The sequence below is a fragment of the Streptomyces sp. SID1328 genome, assembly GCF_009865595.1.
GTDB lineage: Bacteria > Actinomycetota > Actinomycetes > Streptomycetales > Streptomycetaceae > Streptomyces > Streptomyces griseoluteus.
The window spans coordinates 1-16,887 of record NZ_WWKH01001070.1; the positions used below are offsets into that span (position 1 = coordinate 1).

Below are 16,887 nucleotides of genomic sequence, written 5' to 3' on the forward strand. Positions count from 1 at the left end.
GCCGGATGGGTGGTACCCGGCGAGCGGGGCGCGCCCGCGCCCGACACCGGGCCGGCCGCGCTGCGGGCGCTGCGCCGGGACACGGCGCTCGGCAACGCCTTCCTGCGCGAGCTGCTCACCGACCCGGTAGGTGCCGATCACCCGCTCACCGTGGTGCTGGCCGCCGACGACCCGGTGACCCGCGGCCACGAGGACACCGCGGTCCGATGGGGTCTGCTCGCCCGCACCCCGCACGTCGTCCGCACCGAGGACGGCGGCCACTACCTCAACCAGTCCCGACCCCATCTGCTGGCTTCCGTCCTGCGACGGTCCGCCGCCGGCGGAGCACCGGAGGGCCCGCATGCTGTACGACAGCGCCCATGACGCCGGGGACCCGCACTGCTTCGTGCGGCTCGCCGGGTTCCTGCCGCACGCCGAGACCTGGCTGAAGCTGGAGGCGCAGAACCCCGCCGGCTCCATCAAGATCAAGGCCGCTCGCGCCATGGTCACCGCCGCGGAGGAGGCCGGCCGGATCGGCCCTGGCACCCGGCTGATCGAATCCACCTCCGGCAACCTCGGCATCGCGCTCGCCTCGATCTGCGCCGCCCGCGGCTACCCGATCACCCTGGTCACCGATCCGAACGCCAACTACCGCAGCGTGCAGCAGATGCGGGCGCTCGGCGCCGACGTGGTCATCGTCGACCAGCGCGACGCCAACGACGGCTTCCTCGGCTCCCGCATCGCCCACATCAGCCTCAAGCTCGCCGCCGACCCCGCCCTGGTCTGGCTCAACCAGTACGCCAACCCGGCCAATGTCGCCGCCCACCGCGAGGGCACGGCCGTGGAGATCACCGAGGGGTTCGGGGTGCCCGACTGGCTGTTCGTCGGCGTCGGCACCTCCGGCACGCTGATGGGCTGTCTGGAACACTTCGCCCGTATCGAGGCGCCCACGGTCATCACCGGCGTCGACGCCGTCGGCTCGGTCACCTTCGGCGGACCGGCCGCCCGACGGCTCATCCCCGGCCTCGGCTCCAGCCGGGTGCCGGAGATCTTCCGGCGCGGCGAACACGGCCGCTACCGGCGGATGCTGGTGCCCGAACCGGACGCCATCGTCGCCTGCCGCCGCACCGCCGCCGCCCACGGACTGCTCGTCGGCGGCTCCACCGGCACCGTGCTCGCCGCCGTACGCGCCAGCGCGCACCGGATACCGGCGGGCAGCCGGGTGCTGGCCGTCTCCCCGGACCACGGCCACGCCTACCTCGACACCGTCTACGACGACACCTGGGTGGCCGCGCACTACGGCCCGGACTTCCTGAACGACATAGGGGGGCGGCCCGCGCCGCCCGCCCGGACGCCGGTGACGGCAGAGAGCGAGAGCAGCAAGTGACAGCGACGAAACGCCCCTTCACGGTGGTCGGCGGCCAGGCCGTGCGCGAGGCGCTGGCCGGCCGTGAGGGGGAGGTGGTCGAGCGGGTGCGCGAGGCGTACCTGCTGCACGACGCCGGTGACACCATCAACCCCGACAGCTACTTCCTGCGCTTCCCCGCCAAGCCCGACAGCCGCATCATCGCGCTGCCCGCCTACCTCGGCGGCAGCGTGGACATGGCCGGGATCAAGTGGATCTCCAGCTTCCCCGGGAACACCGGACGCGGACTGCCCCGCGCCTCCGCCGTCCTGGTGCTCAACGACTACGAGACGGGTTACCCCGTCGCCCTGCTGGAGTCCGCCGCGATCAGCGCCGCCCGCACCGCGGCCTCCGCCGCGCTCGCTGCCCGCACCCTCGTGCCGGGGCCGCCCGCGACCTGGGGTGTGGTCGGCACCGGGGTGATCGCGCGGGAGATCTGCCGGTACCTCACCGCGAGCGGCCTGGGCGCCGAGCGGGTGCACTGCCACGACCTCGACCCCGAGGCGGCCGCCGCCTTCGCCGCCCGCTTCCCCGGCGGCACCGCCACCGGCCTGGACACAGCCCTCGACGCCGACCTCGTCGTCTTCGCCACCACCGCGCTCGCCCCCTACGTCCCGGCCGGCCACCGCTTCAAACCGGGCCAGACCGTGCTCCACGTCTCGCTGCGTGACCTGGCGCCGGAGACCCTCCTGGAGGCCGCCAACCTCTGCGACGACGTCGACCACTGCCTGAAGGCCGACACGTCGCCCCACCTGGCCGAACAGCTCACCGGTGGCCGGGACTTCATCACCGGCAGCCTCGTCGACGTCCTCGCCGGCCGCGTCACTCCCGACCCCGCCAGGCCCGTGGTCTTCTCCCCGTTCGGCATGGGCGTGCTCGACCTGGCCGTGGGCTCCTACGTACTGGACCGGGCCGTCGAGGCGGGCACGGCCACCGAGATCCCGGGGTTCTTCCCGGTGGAAGGCGAATGACCGACATGAACGACACCCTCAAGCCCGACTGGCTGACTGAGCCCGCCGACCTCAACGCGCTCTCCCCGTACCTGTGGCCGGCCACCGCCCAGCGCGACTCCTCCGGCGTCCTCACGGTGGGCGGGCTGCGCGTCACGGATCTGGCCGCCGAGTTCGGCACCCCGATGTATCTCTTCGACGAAGACGACTTCCGGGCCCGCTGCGCCGAATTCCGCACCGCCTTCCATGACTTCGACGTGTACTACGCGGGCAAGGCCTTCCTCTGCAAGGCCGTCGCCCGGATCTGCGCCGAGGCCGGACTCGGCCTGGACGTGTGCACGCTGGGCGAGCTGAAGACGGCCATTGCCGCCGGATTCCCCGGTGAGCGCATGGTGCTGCACGGCAACAACAAGTCCGCCGAGGAACTGACGACCGCGCTCCGCCACGGCGTCGCCCGCATCGTGGTCGACTCCTTCGACGAACTGGCCCTGCTGAAGGAACTCGCCGCCGACACCGGGGTTCGCCCCACCGTGCTGGTACGCGTCAACGTCGGCGTGCGCGCCGACACCCACGCCAACATCGCCACCGCCCACGACGACCAGAAATTCGGCTTCTCGCTGCGCACCGGCGACGCCGCGGCCGCGGTGGCCTACGCGCACGACGCCGACGGCATCGAACTCGCGGGGCTGCACATGCATCTGGGCTCGCAGATCTTCGGCATGGACTCCTTCGAGGTCGGCGTCGCACGCATGATGAAGGTCCGCGCCGACTTCATCCGTTCCTGCGGCGCCGAACTCCCCGAGGTCAGCGTCGGGGGCGGCTTCGCCATCGCCTACCGCGACCACCACCAGCCCCTCGCCCCGGCCGGCATCGCCGACGCACTGCGCCGCTTCGGGCAGGAGAGCTGCCGCGAGCTCGGCGTCTCCGCGCCCCGGCTGGCCATCGAGCCGGGCCGCGCCGTCGTGGGCCGCTCCGCCTGCACCGTCTACCGGGTCGGCACCGTCAAGAACGTCGAGGGCCTGCGCAGTTTCGTCTCCGTCGACGGTGGCATGAGCGACAACATCCGCCCGGCCCTGTACGACGGGATCTACTCGGCCGTCCTCGCCGGTCGGCTCACCACCGCCGAGCCCCGCCTCTCCCGCGTGGTCGGCGTCCACTGCGACGCCGGTGACGTGGTGGTGCGCGACGACTACCTCGCCTCCGACATCCACTCCGGCGATCTGCTGGCCGTGCCCTGCACCGGCGCCTACTGCCGTAGTCTGTCCAACAATTTCAATCACACTCCGCGCCCGCCGGTGGTCGCCGTCGGCGGCGGCACCGCCTCGGTGTGGGTCCGCCGGGAGACGTACGACGACCTGCTCGGCCTCGACCTCGGATAGGACCCCGATGCACGGCAACACCCAGGTCTCCTTCCCCTCCGGCGCGCTCACCGGTGAAGCCGAGGTCCGCCAAGTGCTGCCTCTGGACGGCGGGTTCGGCATTGTCTGCGACAGTACGCCCTTCCACCCGGTCGACCACACCTGGCCCGATCAGCCGGCCGACCAGGGCGTGCTCACCGCCGGGGGAGAGGCGTACACGGTCGAGGACTGTCTGATCGGCGCGGAACCCCGCGACGGCTCCGCGCCCCTCGCCGTCGGCCCCGCCATCCCGGTCCGGCGGAGCGAGGAGGGCTGGGACTGGTACGTCGTCCACGTCCTCCCGGCGGACCCCGGCCCGCTCACCGGGCAGCGGGTCCGCCTGGACGTGGACGCCGGGCGGCGGCACGCGCTGTCCGCCGGGCACACCCTGTGCGAGCTGGCCGGTCTGGCGCTGAACCGGATGCTGGCCCCCCGCTGGACCAAGGAGGCCAAGCCGGACGCGCTCGGCGCCCCCGACTTCGACAAGCTGGCCATCACCGACTCCCGCATCCTTCCCCGCGGCAGTGTCGACCACTACCGGCTCGGCAAGTCGTTGCGCCGCAAGGGCTTCTCCGCCCAGGACCTCGCCGCCGAACTGCCCGGCATCGAGGCCGGCGTCAACACCCTGATGTCTGGCTGGGTCGCCGAGGACGCCCCCGTGGGCGTGGCCACCGAGGGGCCCGGCATCGATGCCCTGCGCCACTTCCGGTGCGGGCTCGCCGACGGGGAGGTGTCCACCCCGTGCGGCGGCACCCATGTCACCCGTACCGGCGAACTCGGACAGGTGAAGATCACGCTGGAGCTCTCCGGCGACGGAACCGAACTGCGAATGGAGGCGGCGTGCTCGTGAACGGCACGCGCGGGGGAGGACCGGCCCCGCTGACGGCCGCCCAGCGGCGGCTCTGGGTCACCGAACAGTTCAACCCGGGCAGCGATGCCTACCTCATCGACGCGGTGATCCGGATCGAACCCGGCGCCGACCCGGCGCTGCTGGAAGCGGCACTCAACGACGTGGCCGCCGCCCACGACGCCTTCCGCACCGAGTTCGGCTGGGACGACGACGGCGACCCCGCCCAGTTCGTCCGCGACCGCGTCGGCCTCCCCGTACCGCGAGTGCAGGGACCCGGCACTCCCGCCGAACCCTTCGACCTGGAACGCGCCCCGCTCGTCCGCTTCCGGATGGTGTGCCGGGACAACATCGCCACCGTACTGGAACTGTCCGCCCACCACATTGTGTTCGACGGCTGGTCCCTCGGCATCCTCGTACGGGACCTCGGGCTCGCCTACGACGCCCGCAAGGCCGGGGGACGGGCCGATCTCTCGGGGCGGCCGGGCATGGCCGGGTTCGCCGAGGCGGAGGCCGCCTGGCTCGCCGGGCCCGAGGGCAGGGAACGGGTCGACGCCCTCGCCGGGCTGCTGCGCGGCGCCCCCGGACTGCTCGCCGTACCCACCGACCGGCCGCGCGGCGCCCAGCAACCCGACGGCGGACACGCGGGCGCCGGGCTGCACTTCACGCTGCCCTGGGAACTCGCCCACGACGTGACCGAGTTCGCGCGAGAGCGCCGCACCACCCTGAACATGGTGGGACTCGCCGCGTTCTCCGCCGTGCTCGCGCACTGGTCCGGCAGCGACGACATCGTGGTGGGCAGCGCCTTCGCCGGCCGCACCAGCCTCGCCGCCGAGCGTTGCGTGGGCTGCTTCATCAACGTCGTGCCGCTCCGGCTCGCCGTCGACATCGAGGCCCCCTTCGAGACGCACCTCGACGGCGTACGGGAGGCGGTGCTGCGCGGCGCCGAGTATCAGGACGTGCCGTTCGACCGACTGGTCGAGGCACTCAACCCGCCCCGCTCGCTCACCCACAACCCGCTGGTCCAGGTCGCGTTCGGGGTGCAGAACACCGAACCCGCCACCTACGACGGCGGGATACGGCTCACCGGCGAGCCCGCCCCGGACGACGACGCGGAGGCGCGGCTCGACCTCACCCTGTGGCTGGAGGAACGCCCCGAGGGGCTGAAGGCGATCTGGACCTACCGCAAGGACCTGTTCGAGCGGACCACGGTGGCCCGGCTCAACCAGTGGTTCTTCCGCACTCTGCGTCAGGGCTGTCTGGACCCCTCCGCACCCCCGGCCGCGCCCGCCCGGAGCTGAGCCACCTCCTCCAGCACGGCTACCCGGCCCGCGTACACGCCCTCGGGGCGCGGATGGTGCACGATCACGTCCGTGAAGCCCAGCCCGGCCGCCCGCTCCCGCATCTCGGTGAACCGGGCCGCGCTGCTCAGCGAGTAGCCCGGACAGGCGTCCAGCGACAGATGGCGCTGGAAGCCGGGCCCGGGCTCCAGCTCGTTCATGTAATCGGCCAGGCGCTCCACCCCGGCCCACCACCGCGCCTCGTCCCCCGCGCCCTCGGGGCCGATGGTCACCCAGCCGTCGCCGAGCCGGCGGGCCAGGCGCAGGGTGCGCGGACCGCCGGCCGCCACGATCAGGGGTACCCGGGGCCGGCGTGCCCGCCCGGAGACCGTACGCGCGTCCACGGCCGTGAAGTACTCGCCCGTGAAGTCGACGTGGTCCTCGGTGAGCAACCGGTCCAGCAGCCCGGTGAACTCCGTCATCCGGTCCACCCGTGCCTTCGGCGACAGCGGGGGGCGGCCGAGCACCGTCGCGTCCACGTCGGTGGCGCCCGCGCCGACCCCGCACAGGAAACGCCCGCCGGAGATCTCGTCCAGCGCCATCACCTCCCGCGACCACGGCACCGGATGGCGGAAGTTGGGCGACGTGACGAAGGTGCCGAGCCCGATCCGGGAGGTCACCGCGGCGGCCGCCGCCAGCGTGGCCACCGTGCCGAGCCAGGGTTCTCCCGCCAGGCTCCGCCACGCCAGGTGGTCGTACGTCCAGGCGTGGTCGAAGCCCAGTTCCTCCAGCGCCCGCCAGCGTGCCCGCGCCTCCGGCCATGCGTACTCCGGCAGCAGCACTACGCCGACTCGCACCGCTCACCCCGCCTCACGGACCGCTCGCTCAGCGTGGTGCTCACATCGATGGGGTGGTAGAGGGTGCGGCCCGACTCCCGGTAGCGCCGCCAGCCGTGCTGGCTGGCCAGGCGGTAGACGCTCCCGGCGGGGATCCGCCAGATCTCGACGACGTCGGTGACGCTCAGTCCCAGTGGACTTGCCATGTCGGTGGCTCTTCCCTGCTCTCACGGCCGGCTGAGGGTCGGCTCGGGTGGTCAGACGGGGCAGGCGGCGCGCGGGATGAAGGCGTGCCACTCGTGAGGGGCCCAGCGGTGGGCGGGATCGGTGTCGCACCGGATCTCGGACGCCGGTCCGGCGCCTCCGGAGCGCATGTGGGCGACGAGGTTCCCGGTGCACTCCGGCTCCCGGCACGAGCCGACGGACACCTGCCGGGACTGCCCCGGCTGGACACAGCGCCGGGCCAGCGCCACCGACTCCGCCACTTCGGCCAGAAGTTCACCGAGCGCGGCATGCCGGGCCAGCCACTCCAGATGGCGGCGCAGGAACGCCACCATCTCCCGTATCTCCCGCTCCGGGGCGGCGACCCGGCGCTCGTCCGCGACCAGCGCCGACCAGGAGGACAGCATCGCCAGGAGGGCGGACCGCGCCTCCACGGCCTGGCTGCGCACGGGCAGCGCGCTCGCGCGGGAGCCGCCCGAGACCCGGACGAGGGACCGGGCGCTGCCGGGGGCGAGCGCCTGCTCCGCCTCCGCGTACAGGCGGGGGAGTCGGGACAGGGTGGTGAGGAGCGCGTCGAAGCAGGACGCGCACAGCGTTCCGTGTGGGCGGTTTCCGGCCGTCACGTCCGGCCGGATCAAACGGCGGCAGCCCACACAGGTGTGGATCGGAGGCATGACACATCAGTCCCTGATGTTCTCGGGTGTCCGCTCGCGCGCGCACACGCCAACGGGAATCGGGAGAAAAGGACGGCGCCCTGAAGAGAGGCCTTCCGTGTTAGGTACGGGGGAGTGCGGGAGATTCGGCGCGGTACGCGTCGATCAACCGGACGACATCCGCCAGCCGGGGATTCGCCAGCAACTCCTTTTGCGGCACCCGGACCCCCAGATCGCGCGATATCCGCATCTGCATCCGGAACGCCATGAGGGAATGCCCGCCGAGCTGGAAGAAATCCGCATCTCGCGTGATTTCCCCCGTGCCGAGGAGTTCCTCCCACAACCGGGCCAGATAAGTCTCGGTCCCGCTCGCGGCATCCGTCACGGTGGCCGCCTTCCGGCGCGGCGCGGGGTCGGTCAGCGCCACGGCCGCCCGGTCCACTTTGCCGTTGACCGTGCGCGGCAGCTCCGGCAGACACAGGTAGCGCGCGGGCCGCATGTACGGCGGCAGATCGCGTCCGGCGTGCTCCTGCAGCTGCCCCGGCGCCACCGGCTCACCGTCGTTGGCGGTGTAGGCGCACACCAGCCGCTCGTCTCCGGGCCGGAAGGTGTGCACCCACACCACCGCGTCGCTGACCTGTGGGTGGTCGCGCACCACGGCCTCGATCTCGCTCAGCTCGATGCGATGGCCGCGCAGCTTCACCTGGAGGTCGGCCCGGCCGTGGTAGCGCAGGCCTCCGTCGGGCAGGGTGCTCACCAGGTCCCCGGAGCGGTAGTAGCGGCCGGCTCGCTCCCCGCCGGAGACGGTGACGAACCGCTCCGCGTTCAGCTCCGGCCGGCCCAGGTAGCCGCCGGTCACCTGCGGCCCGGCGAGCCACAGTTCACCCCGCTCCGCGTCCCCGCCGTCCTCGTCCACCACCCGCGTGCGGAAGCCGGGCAGCGGCCGGCCGATCCGGGAGTCGTCCGCGGTCAGGTCCTCGGGCGTGACCTCGTGGTACGTGGCGTGCACGGTGACCTCGGTGATCCCGTACATGTTGACCAGTCGGGGCCGGTCCAGGCCGTACCGGGCCGCCCAGGGCCGCAGCAGCGCGGGCGTCAGCTTCTCGCCGCCGAACACCACGTGGCGCAGGTCGGGCAGTTCGGCGTCGGTGGCGAGCGCCGTGGCACACAGCGCGGCGAATGCCGTCGGGGTCTGGTTGAGCACCGTCACCCCACGGTCGGCGATCACGGCCAGGGTGCTGTCGGCGGACCGGGCCATGTCCTGCGGGAGCACGACCAGGCGGGCGCCGGTGGTCAGCGCGCCCCACATCTCCCAGACGGCGAAGTCGAAGGCGAGGGAGTGGAAGAGCAGCCAGCGGTCCTCGGGTGTGAAGCCGAACAGACCCGAGGTGGCGGCCAGCAGGGCGGTCACCGCCGCGTGCGTCACGGGCACGCCCTTGGGGCGGCCGGTGGTGCCGGAGGTGTAGATGACGTAGGCGGTGTCGCCGGGCGCGGGGGCCGTTCCGGCCGGCGCGGCCGGCTCGCCGGAAGGGGTCCGCAGCAGTTCCAGGTCCCGGTCGGTGAGTTGCGGCAGTCCGGCCGCGCCGGTGCCGATCAGCGCGGTGGCCGCACAGTCCGAGAGGATGAACGCGTTGCGCGCGTCGGGATTGCGCACGTCCAGCGGGACGTAGGCCGCGCCCGCCCGCACGATGCCCGCGATCGCCGCGATCGCGCCGGGTCCGGGTGGCAGTCGTACGGCCACCCGGTCGCCGGGCCGGACGCCCCGTGCGACCAGCGCGGCGCGGACGCCGTCGGACCACCGGTCGAGCCCGGCGTAGGTCAGCCGGTCGTCCCCGCACTCCACCGCCACGCTGTCGGCTCCGGTGCGGAATGAATGGAGTAACGCCTCGACAAGGGTTCCGCCTCCTTGGTGTTCTTCCTCCGGAAGCGGCGCGTTGCCGTCCAATATTGCCCCCGTTTTAATCTCTGTGAAGAGGATGGCCGAAGGTCGGGACGGGAAGCCGCCCCCGTGCTGACTATCCGGCGGAAAAGCGGTGGTCAGGAGATGTGTCCCACATCGTGCCCGCCCCTCCTTGCCGGTGACGTGAATTCCCCGGCCCATGGCGGAGTCCGAGGAGAGAGTCCGAGGATTTGTTTCCCACCCTAGGACGGGTGAATATGGCGGGGCAAGAGCCCTTGCCCGGTCTGTTGGGGGGGACACATTTGCAGGGATTAGGCAACGGTATTCGCGGTTTCCGCGTCGGCCGAGCCGCGGCCGGCCGGTGCGGGCGGGGCTCTCACCCGGTGGCGGACCCGGGGCCGGGGGTGCCGGGCGGGAGGCGTGGGTGGGGGGAGGGCTTGGCCCGCTTCGAGGTCCGCCGTGGGCCACAGTAGCTCACAGGCGCCAACTCGGGCTGTGACCCGATCGGTTGAACCGGTTACACGGAGGCGTCCGCTCCGTCCCTCCGGAGCGCCGACGCGAGCAGGAAGCCCAGGTGGGTGCGGTTGTGCGCCCCGAGCTGAGTCATGAGCTTGGCGATGTGCTGGCGGCACGAGCGCTCGCTGATGCCCAGGTGCCGGGCGACGGCCGCGTCCTTGGGCTCCTCCAGCAGCAGCCGGGCAATCGCCCGTTGCATGTCGGAGATGACGAACCCCTCCCGGCGGCTGGCGTAGGCCGAGGCGAACGGCGCGGCCGCCCGCCAGGCCGTCTCGAACGCCCCGACCAGGAACGACACCACGCCCTGATGACTGATCCGCAGCGCGCCCGGACCATCGTGCGCGGGCGTGAACGCCGTGCGCCGGTCGAACACGATGAGCCGGGGGAAGAGGGTGTGCAGCGTGCGCACCTCGGCGCCCGCCTCCGTCAGCCGCTCCACGTACGCCTCGGTGGCCGGGTTGAAGCGGGCGCTGTGCTGGTAGACCGTGCGCATCCGCACCCCCCGCTCCAGCATCGCCATGTCCCGGTGCTGCGCCTGGTCCAGCACGCCGACCGGGCGCGGGCCGCCCGGCTGGGCCGTCAGAACCTCCGTCCGGCACTCGAGCGCCTGCTCCTCCAATATCGCGTCGATGTCCCGCGCGTCCACGGTGAGCAGTTCCCCGTAGCGGTCGCCGGCCCGGCGCTCGGCGTCCCGCACCTCGCGCAGGGCCGCGAACTCCCCGCGCACGGCGTCGATCTGCGTCTGGGCGTCCCGCACCGCCCGCCGCAGCGGCGGCACCGCGCGGGCCTCGGCCGCCTCCAGCAGGCGGCGGGTGTACACACCGGGGCGGCCGGGCTCGGGCACCAGCAGCCCCAGTTCCTCCAGCCGTCGGACGGCGCGCTCGGCGAGGGGTACGGGCAGGTCGAGGTCGCCGAGCAACTCCTCGCGGGTACAGGCACCTTGCCGGAGCGCCACGGCGTACAGCAGACGCATCGCGTGCGTGACGCCGTCCAGTCCGCTTTCGTCGTTTACCTCATGTTTGGTGGTCATTCATTCAGCCTTCCGCATCCGGCAGTGCCTATCCATGATCCGTGGTTGACGTGGCGACCACACCCCCGCGATGGCAAGGATCGAATCCGGATTTCGGACAACGAGATTCCGACAACGGGGAGAGAACGGGCACATGAGTACGCCCATGGGGTGTGTGATCACCCTTTTCATGCAATCGACCGCGCCCGCACCCGCATCGGTGCGACCGGCGCGGCCGTCCGGAACAGCAAACGGTGGACGCCGGACCGGCGCCGGCCAGGCAGTCACGGCCGCCGACACCGGATGGGGGTGAGCGGCGGCACGTACCGCCGCCACAGCCCGACCCCCTTCACCTAGGAAAGACATGGCACTGGACACCCGCGCCCTTCTGCTGCTCGTCCGCGTCGGGTGCCTGCGCGAGCAGGCCCTGCGTTCCTGGACCGCCCGACCGGACCTAGATCTGGCGCTCGCCGAGAGCGCCACCGCCGCCTATCTGCGCCTGGCCGACCGCCAGGTCCCGCTCTCACCGGAGCGGCCCGCCGACGAGATCTACGAAGCCTGCCGCGCCCAGCTGGCCGCCGCACCCGGCCGCAAGGGCGTCATCGGTTTCCTCGACTCCACCCTGCCCGTGGTGGCCCGCCTGGCCGAAGAGTTCGGCCTGCCCGGCTGCCCGCCCGAGACTCTGCGCAACCTGACGGACAAGACGTGGGCCCGCGCCCGCCTCGCCGAATGCGCCGTCCCCGGACCCGCGTTCCGGGTACTGGACGCTTCGCTGACCGGGACCGGGGAGCGCACACGGGCTCTGGCCGGGCTGCGCCACCCCCTCATACTCAAGCCCGCCGACTCCTCGGCCGGCCGGGGCGTGATTCGTGTGGCCGGACCTGAGGAGACCGACGACGCCTGGGAGCACGCGGCCGCCTTCAGCAAGAACGGCAGCCTGCTCGCCGAGGAGGAACTCCTCGGCGACGAGATCAGCGTGGAGACGCTGAGCGTCGACGGCCGCACCGTCGTCCTCGCCCGCACCGAGAAACTCGCCACCCGCGACGAGTCGTTCGTGGAACTGGGGCAGGCCGTGCCCGCCCGGCTGTCCGGCCCGCTCGCGGAGCGGATCGACGAGGTGGCCGCCGCCGCGCTCAAAGCCGTCGGCTTCGACCACGGCATCGCGCACACCGAGATGATCCTCACCGCCGACGGTCCCGGCATCGTCGAGGTCAATCCCCGTCCGGCGGGCGACTGCATCCTCGACCTCGTTCATCTCACCACCGGCACCGACGTGTACGGGCTCGCCGCCGACCTCGCCCTCGGCGAACCGGTCGACCTCGACGCGCTCGCCGCCGCCCGTCCCGCGGGCGGCGCCGCGATCCGCTTCCTCACCGCCCCGGCCGGGGTCGTACGCCGCGTCGACGGCGTGCCCGAGGCCGCGGCCCTGCTGGACCCGGCGCACGAGCGGCTGGTGCTGCTCACCCGCCCCGGCGACGTGGTCGAACCCGTCACCACCAATCTGCACCGCCTGGGATACGTCCTCGCGGTGGGCCCGGACACCGAGACCGCCGTGGCCCGCGCCGAGCGCGCCGCCGCCCTGGTCGGCATCGTCACGTCCCCGCCCGCCCCCGGCGAGCCGCCCGCGCGGCGACTGCCCAGCTCCGAGTGCTGGACCTGAGTGCGGTGACCACTCCCTCGTACCGAAGGAATGCCATGCGATCCCCCGACTCCTGCTGGCTGGTGAGCGGACCGCGCTGGACGGGTGGCAGCACGCCCCTGCCGGGCCGCGCCGGTGTTCTCGTGCTGGGCGCCGGTGTCATGGGCTCGACGCTCGCCTACTGGCTGGCCCGCGCGGGCCACGCGCCCCTCGTCCTCGACCGCAACGACAGCCCCGCCGAGGGCTCCTCCGGCCGCAACGCCGGACGCGTCATCCAGGGCGGCAACGCCCAGCACGCCCCTGCCATCGAGCGGTTCGGCCACGGGCAGGCCCTCGCCGTCTACCGGGCCACCCTCGTCAACCGCGACCTGGTGCGCGAGGTCACCGCCCGCGAGGGCATCGAGGCGCACCGCACCACCACTGCCAAGCTCGACCTCACCGACAGCGAGGACGAGGCGCTCGAACTCAAGCGGACCGCCGACGCGCTGAGCGCCGACGGCATCGCGGCCGAGTGGCTCGACTTGCCGGGCGCCCGCCGGGTGTTCGGCACCGACCTGCCCGACACCGTCCTCGGCGGACTGCACCGACCCGACCAGGACGCCGTGCACTCCGTCGGATACGTGCGGGGCATCGCCGACGCCGCCCGCCGGCACGGCGCCACGTTCAGCCTCGGCGTCACCGCGACCTCCCTGGAGAGGACGGAAGAGGGCGCGTGGCGCGTCGGCACTGACGCCGGCGAGGTCCTGGCCGACCAGGTGGTCGTCGCCCTCAACGCCTGGACCGGCCGGCTGCTGCCCGAACTCGACGCCCGGATCACCCCGGTGCGCGGCCAGCTGGTGCAGACCGCGCCCGTTCCCTTCCGCATCCCGCAGTGGGGACTGGACCGGGGCCTGGTCTACGGCGGCCAGAACCAGGACGGCTCCCTGCTCCTGGGCGGACTGCGCACCACCGTGCCGGACCGCGACGAGAACATCGAGCTGCCCGCCGACGCCAACACACCGGCCTTCTCCCCGGAGCTGGCCGACCGGCTCGCCACCGCGCTGCCCGCCCTGCTGCCCGAGACCGCGGGCGTGCCCGTGGTGCGCGCCTGGAGCGGTGTCATGGCCTTCACCCCGGACCGCTGCCCCCTCGTGGGCGCCATGCCCGGCCGGCCCGGACTGTGGGTCATGGCCGCCTTCAGCGGCCATGGCATGCCCTACTCCCAGGTCGTCGCTCACCAGCTCGCCGAACGCATCGGCGGCGGCGCCGGAGCGGGCCTGCCCGCCGCCTTCGACCCGGCCCGGTTCCTGTGAGGGCGCCGATGAGAGACCTCGTACCGCCGCCGCTCACCCGGAGCACCGACCCGGCCCGCCCGCACGGCGGTTCGGAACCCGACGCGCCTTTGCTGGTGATCGGCGCGGGCCCTAAGGCCGTCGCCCTCGCCGTCAAGGCCAAGGTGCTCCGGGAAGCCGGGCTGGACGCGCCCGAGGTGGTCGCCGTCGAACGCGACCGCACCGCCGCCCACTGGCGCGAGGGCCACGGCTGGACCAACGGCCGCCAGAGCCTGGGCACTCTCCCCGAGAAAGACCTCGGCTTCCCCTACGACGCCACCACCTGGGGCGACCCCCATGACCCGCTCGTCGCCGAGATCGTCCGCCTCACCACCGGCTACGGCTGGGCCGGACACCTGATGAGCCGCGGCGGCTACGCCCGCTGGGTCGACCGGGGCCGCCCCCAGCCCAGCCACCGGGAATGGGCCGACTACCTCGACTGGGCCGCCCGCGAGGCCGGACTGCGCGTCGTCACCGGCGAGGTGCACGGCGCCGAGGCCGACGACGACGGCTGGACCCTCCGGTACACGGCCCCCGGCGGCCGCGGCACCGTACGCGGCCGGGGTCTGCTGGTCTCCGGGCCGGGACCGTCCGGCACCGCGCTCACCGCCGACGACGACCGGGTGCTGGACACCGCCGGCTTCTGGCGGCTCGCCGTCGCCGGACTGCCCCGCCGGATACGGCACGTGGTGGTCGTCGGCTCCGGCGAGACCGCGGGCACCGTGGTCCGTGAACTCGCAGTCGCCCAGGAGCGGGAGGTCACCGTCGTCACCCCGCGCGCCGCCCTCTACAGCCGTGGCGAGAGCCCCTTCGAGAACCGTTACTACAGCGACCCCACCGGCTGGACCGCTCTCACCGAGAGCGACCGCAGGGAGTTCATCCGGCGTACCGACCGCGCCGTCTTCTCCCTCGACGTCCAGCACGACCTGGCCCGCACCGCACGGGTGACCTGGTGCCCCGGCCGCGCCACCGGCACCCGTCCTGGCAGCCCGGTCGCCCTCTCCTACGCGTACGGGGGACGGTCTGGCGAGATCGAGGCCGACCTCGTGGTCGACGCCACCGGCGGTGACCCCATGTGGTTCACCGGCCTGCTCGGCCCGCGCGTCCGCACCGCCCTCACCGCGGCCGTCGGCGGCACCCTCACCCGCGCGGCTGTGGAAGGCGCGATCGACCGCTCCCTCGCCGTACCGGGCCTGCCCGCCCCGCTCCACCTGCCCAACCTGGCGGCCCTTGCCCAGGGCCCCGGCTTCCCCAACCTCAGCTCCCTCGGCCTGCTCGCCGACCGGGTCCTGCGCGCCCACGTCCCGCCGAGGTCCCCGGCGGACCTCGCGGTGGCGTGCGCCGTGACCGGCCGGACGGGCGCGCCGGCCCCGTACTACCGAGGAGACGCGTGATGGCCACCGCCGTCCCGGCCGGGCACCAGCCCGCCGACACCGACTTCGTCCAGTTGCTCTTCACCGACATCGCCGGCCGGCTGAAGTCACTCGAGATCCCCGCCGCCCGCTGGGACGCGGTACGCGCCGACGGCTGGACCCTGGACGGTTCCGTACTGCTGGGCTTCGGCGACCCCGACCACAGCGACCTGCGCCTCGTGCCCGACCCGGAGACCTTCGTCGTCCGGCCCTGGCCGACTCCGGCCGGCCGTACCGTCGGCATGGTCCTGTGCGACGTGCGCGACGCTCAGGGCCGCCCCTTCGCCGCGGACCCCAGGGCCGTGCTGCGCCGCGCCGTCGAGGAGTCCGAACGCCGGGGACTCAGGCCGGTGTTCGGCGTCGAGGCCGAGTTCTACCTGCTGCGCGAGTCCGCCCCCGGCCGCCTCGACCCCTCCGACAGGAACGCCTACTGGGACCTCGGCGAGACCGAGGAGGCCGACGAGGTCTGCCGGGACATCAGCGAGGCGCTGGACCGCATGGGCCTGACCGTCACCGGCCACCACCACGAGGTGTGCCCCGGCCAGCGCGAGATCGTCTTCCTGCACGGAGACGCCCTCACCACCGCCGACCGGCTGCTCCTGCTCAAGCACACCGCCCGCGCCATGGCCCGCCGGCGGGGCCTGAGGGCCGTCTTCATGCCCAAGCCGCTCGCCCACCTCTACGGCAACGCCCTGCACCTCCACGTCTCGCTGCGCGGCACCGACGACGACCGGCCCGTCTTCCACGACGCCGAGGACCCGCAGGGCATGTCCGCGCTCTTCCGCGCCTGCCTCGCCGGGGTCCTGGACCACGCGCCCGCGCTCACCGCCCTCGGCAACCCCACCGTCAACTCCTACAAGCGGATGGTCCCCGCCTCCGGCACCCCGGTGCACGTCAGCTGGGCCCGGCACAACCGTTCCACCGCCTTCAAGGTCGTCGGTGACCCCGCCGTTCCCGACTCCACCCGGATGGAGCTGCGCAGCCCCGACCCGGCCGCCAACCCGCATCTGCTGTTCGCCGGTGTCCTCGCCGCCTTCGCGGACGGCGCGGAGCGCGGGCTGAAGCTGCCCGACGCCTGCGAGGAGCCGGCCGACACCCTCGGCGCCGCCGAACTGGCGGCCCGCGGCATCGCCCCCCTCCCCACCGACCTGCCCACCGCGCTACGCGCCCTCGCCGAGGACACGGTCGTCCGCGGTGCCCTCGGGGACCTCGCCGCCACGGCCCACGACCGGCACTGCCGCGCCGACTTCAACGCCTGGCACCGGATCGTCACCCCGTGGGAGGTGGAACGGTACGCGGATTCCGTGTGAGCATCCCCCGTCGCACCCGCGCACCACCCCGGAGGAACCCCTTGTACTACACCGTCGCCACGTCCGAAGGCCCCCTCACCGTGCCGTCGCCCGACCACGAGTGGACCGTCCTGTTCTTCATCACCGAGCCCGGCATCGGGGAGCGCGTGCCCGAACTGGGCGGCTGCACCACCGGATTGTGCTCCGCCCGCGACGCGGCCGCCCGCTTCGCCCGCGCCGGCG

General features: G+C 73.2%; 16 protein-coding genes. 11 read left to right on the forward strand and 5 right to left on the reverse strand.

Annotated elements, in window-relative coordinates:
- From GT030_RS34520 to GT030_RS34545, 6 genes are all read left to right on the forward strand, one after another.
- The coding region (locus tag GT030_RS34520) for a hypothetical protein (RefSeq protein ID WP_161204435.1) at positions 1 to 363 on the forward strand (363 nt) is incomplete at its 5' end.
- Positions 341 to 1,366 (forward strand): 2,3-diaminopropionate biosynthesis protein SbnA, encoded by a 1,026-nt coding sequence (sbnA, locus tag GT030_RS34525; protein WP_161204436.1) that lies wholly within the window; start codon positions 341 to 343, stop codon positions 1,364 to 1,366. The genes GT030_RS34520 and sbnA, both read left to right, overlap by 23 nt.
- The gene (sbnB, locus tag GT030_RS34530; protein WP_135789892.1) at positions 1,363 to 2,355 is read left to right on the forward strand and encodes a 2,3-diaminopropionate biosynthesis protein SbnB; all 993 of its coding nucleotides are present in this window, start codon (positions 1,363 to 1,365) and stop codon (positions 2,353 to 2,355) included. Before sbnA ends, sbnB begins: the two co-directional genes overlap by 4 nt.
- Positions 2,352 to 3,713, forward strand: coding sequence for a diaminopimelate decarboxylase (lysA, locus tag GT030_RS34535; RefSeq protein WP_161204437.1), 1,362 nt, complete (start codon positions 2,352 to 2,354; stop codon positions 3,711 to 3,713). Before sbnB ends, lysA begins: the two co-directional genes overlap by 4 nt.
- A 7-nt stretch (positions 3,714 to 3,720) precedes the next feature.
- Positions 3,721 to 4,581, forward strand: a complete 861-nt coding sequence (locus GT030_RS34540) for a metal-dependent hydrolase (RefSeq protein WP_161204438.1) — start codon at positions 3,721 to 3,723, stop codon at positions 4,579 to 4,581.
- Positions 4,578 to 5,879, forward strand: coding sequence for a condensation domain-containing protein (locus GT030_RS34545; RefSeq protein ID WP_161204439.1), 1,302 nt, complete (start codon positions 4,578 to 4,580; stop codon positions 5,877 to 5,879). Before GT030_RS34540 ends, GT030_RS34545 begins: the two co-directional genes overlap by 4 nt.
- Here GT030_RS34545 and GT030_RS34550 read toward each other — a convergent pair.
- The 5 genes from GT030_RS34550 to GT030_RS34570 form a co-directional block, all read right to left on the reverse strand.
- The gene (locus GT030_RS34550; protein WP_161204440.1) at positions 5,828 to 6,715 is read right to left on the reverse strand and encodes an LLM class flavin-dependent oxidoreductase; all 888 of its coding nucleotides are present in this window, start codon (positions 6,713 to 6,715) and stop codon (positions 5,828 to 5,830) included. The genes GT030_RS34545 and GT030_RS34550 overlap by 52 nt on opposite strands.
- On the reverse strand, positions 6,700 to 6,900 hold the full coding sequence (locus GT030_RS34555) for a hypothetical protein (protein ID WP_161204441.1): 201 nt from the start codon (positions 6,898 to 6,900) through the stop codon (positions 6,700 to 6,702). Before GT030_RS34555 ends, GT030_RS34550 begins: the two co-directional genes overlap by 16 nt.
- A gap of 51 nt (positions 6,901 to 6,951) precedes the next feature.
- Positions 6,952 to 7,590 carry a hypothetical protein gene (locus tag GT030_RS34560; protein ID WP_161204442.1) on the reverse strand — a complete coding sequence of 213 codons (639 nt, stop codon included), beginning with the start codon at positions 7,588 to 7,590 and terminating at the stop codon, positions 6,952 to 6,954.
- A gap of 100 nt (positions 7,591 to 7,690) precedes the next feature.
- On the reverse strand, positions 7,691 to 9,418 hold the full coding sequence (locus GT030_RS34565) for an amino acid adenylation domain-containing protein (protein ID WP_346009810.1): 1,728 nt from the start codon (positions 9,416 to 9,418) through the stop codon (positions 7,691 to 7,693).
- Between the two features lie 568 nt (positions 9,419 to 9,986).
- Positions 9,987 to 11,015 carry a LuxR C-terminal-related transcriptional regulator gene (locus GT030_RS34570; protein WP_161204444.1) on the reverse strand — a complete coding sequence of 343 codons (1,029 nt, stop codon included), beginning with the start codon at positions 11,013 to 11,015 and terminating at the stop codon, positions 9,987 to 9,989.
- A gap of 343 nt (positions 11,016 to 11,358) precedes the next feature.
- Here GT030_RS34570 and GT030_RS34575 point away from each other — a divergent pair, with 343 nt between their 5' ends.
- From GT030_RS34575 to GT030_RS34595, 5 genes are all read left to right on the forward strand, one after another.
- On the forward strand, positions 11,359 to 12,654 hold the full coding sequence (locus tag GT030_RS34575) for an ATP-grasp domain-containing protein (protein ID WP_161204445.1): 1,296 nt from the start codon (positions 11,359 to 11,361) through the stop codon (positions 12,652 to 12,654).
- A gap of 35 nt (positions 12,655 to 12,689) precedes the next feature.
- Positions 12,690 to 13,925, forward strand: a complete 1,236-nt coding sequence (locus GT030_RS34580; protein ID WP_161204446.1) for an FAD-binding oxidoreductase — start codon at positions 12,690 to 12,692, stop codon at positions 13,923 to 13,925.
- Positions 13,926 to 13,933: 8 nt separating this feature from the next.
- Complete coding sequence (locus GT030_RS37255) at positions 13,934 to 15,337, forward strand: SidA/IucD/PvdA family monooxygenase (protein WP_161204447.1); 1,404 nt, start codon at positions 13,934 to 13,936, stop codon at positions 15,335 to 15,337.
- Entirely contained in the window at positions 15,337 to 16,665 is a 1,329-nt protein-coding gene (locus GT030_RS34590) for a glutamine synthetase family protein (RefSeq protein WP_161204448.1), read from the forward strand. Before GT030_RS37255 ends, GT030_RS34590 begins: the two co-directional genes overlap by 1 nt.
- Positions 16,666 to 16,706: 41 nt before the next feature.
- Positions 16,707 to 16,887 (forward strand): hypothetical protein (locus tag GT030_RS34595; RefSeq protein ID WP_237523019.1); only part of this gene is annotated, 181 nt, incomplete at its 3' end.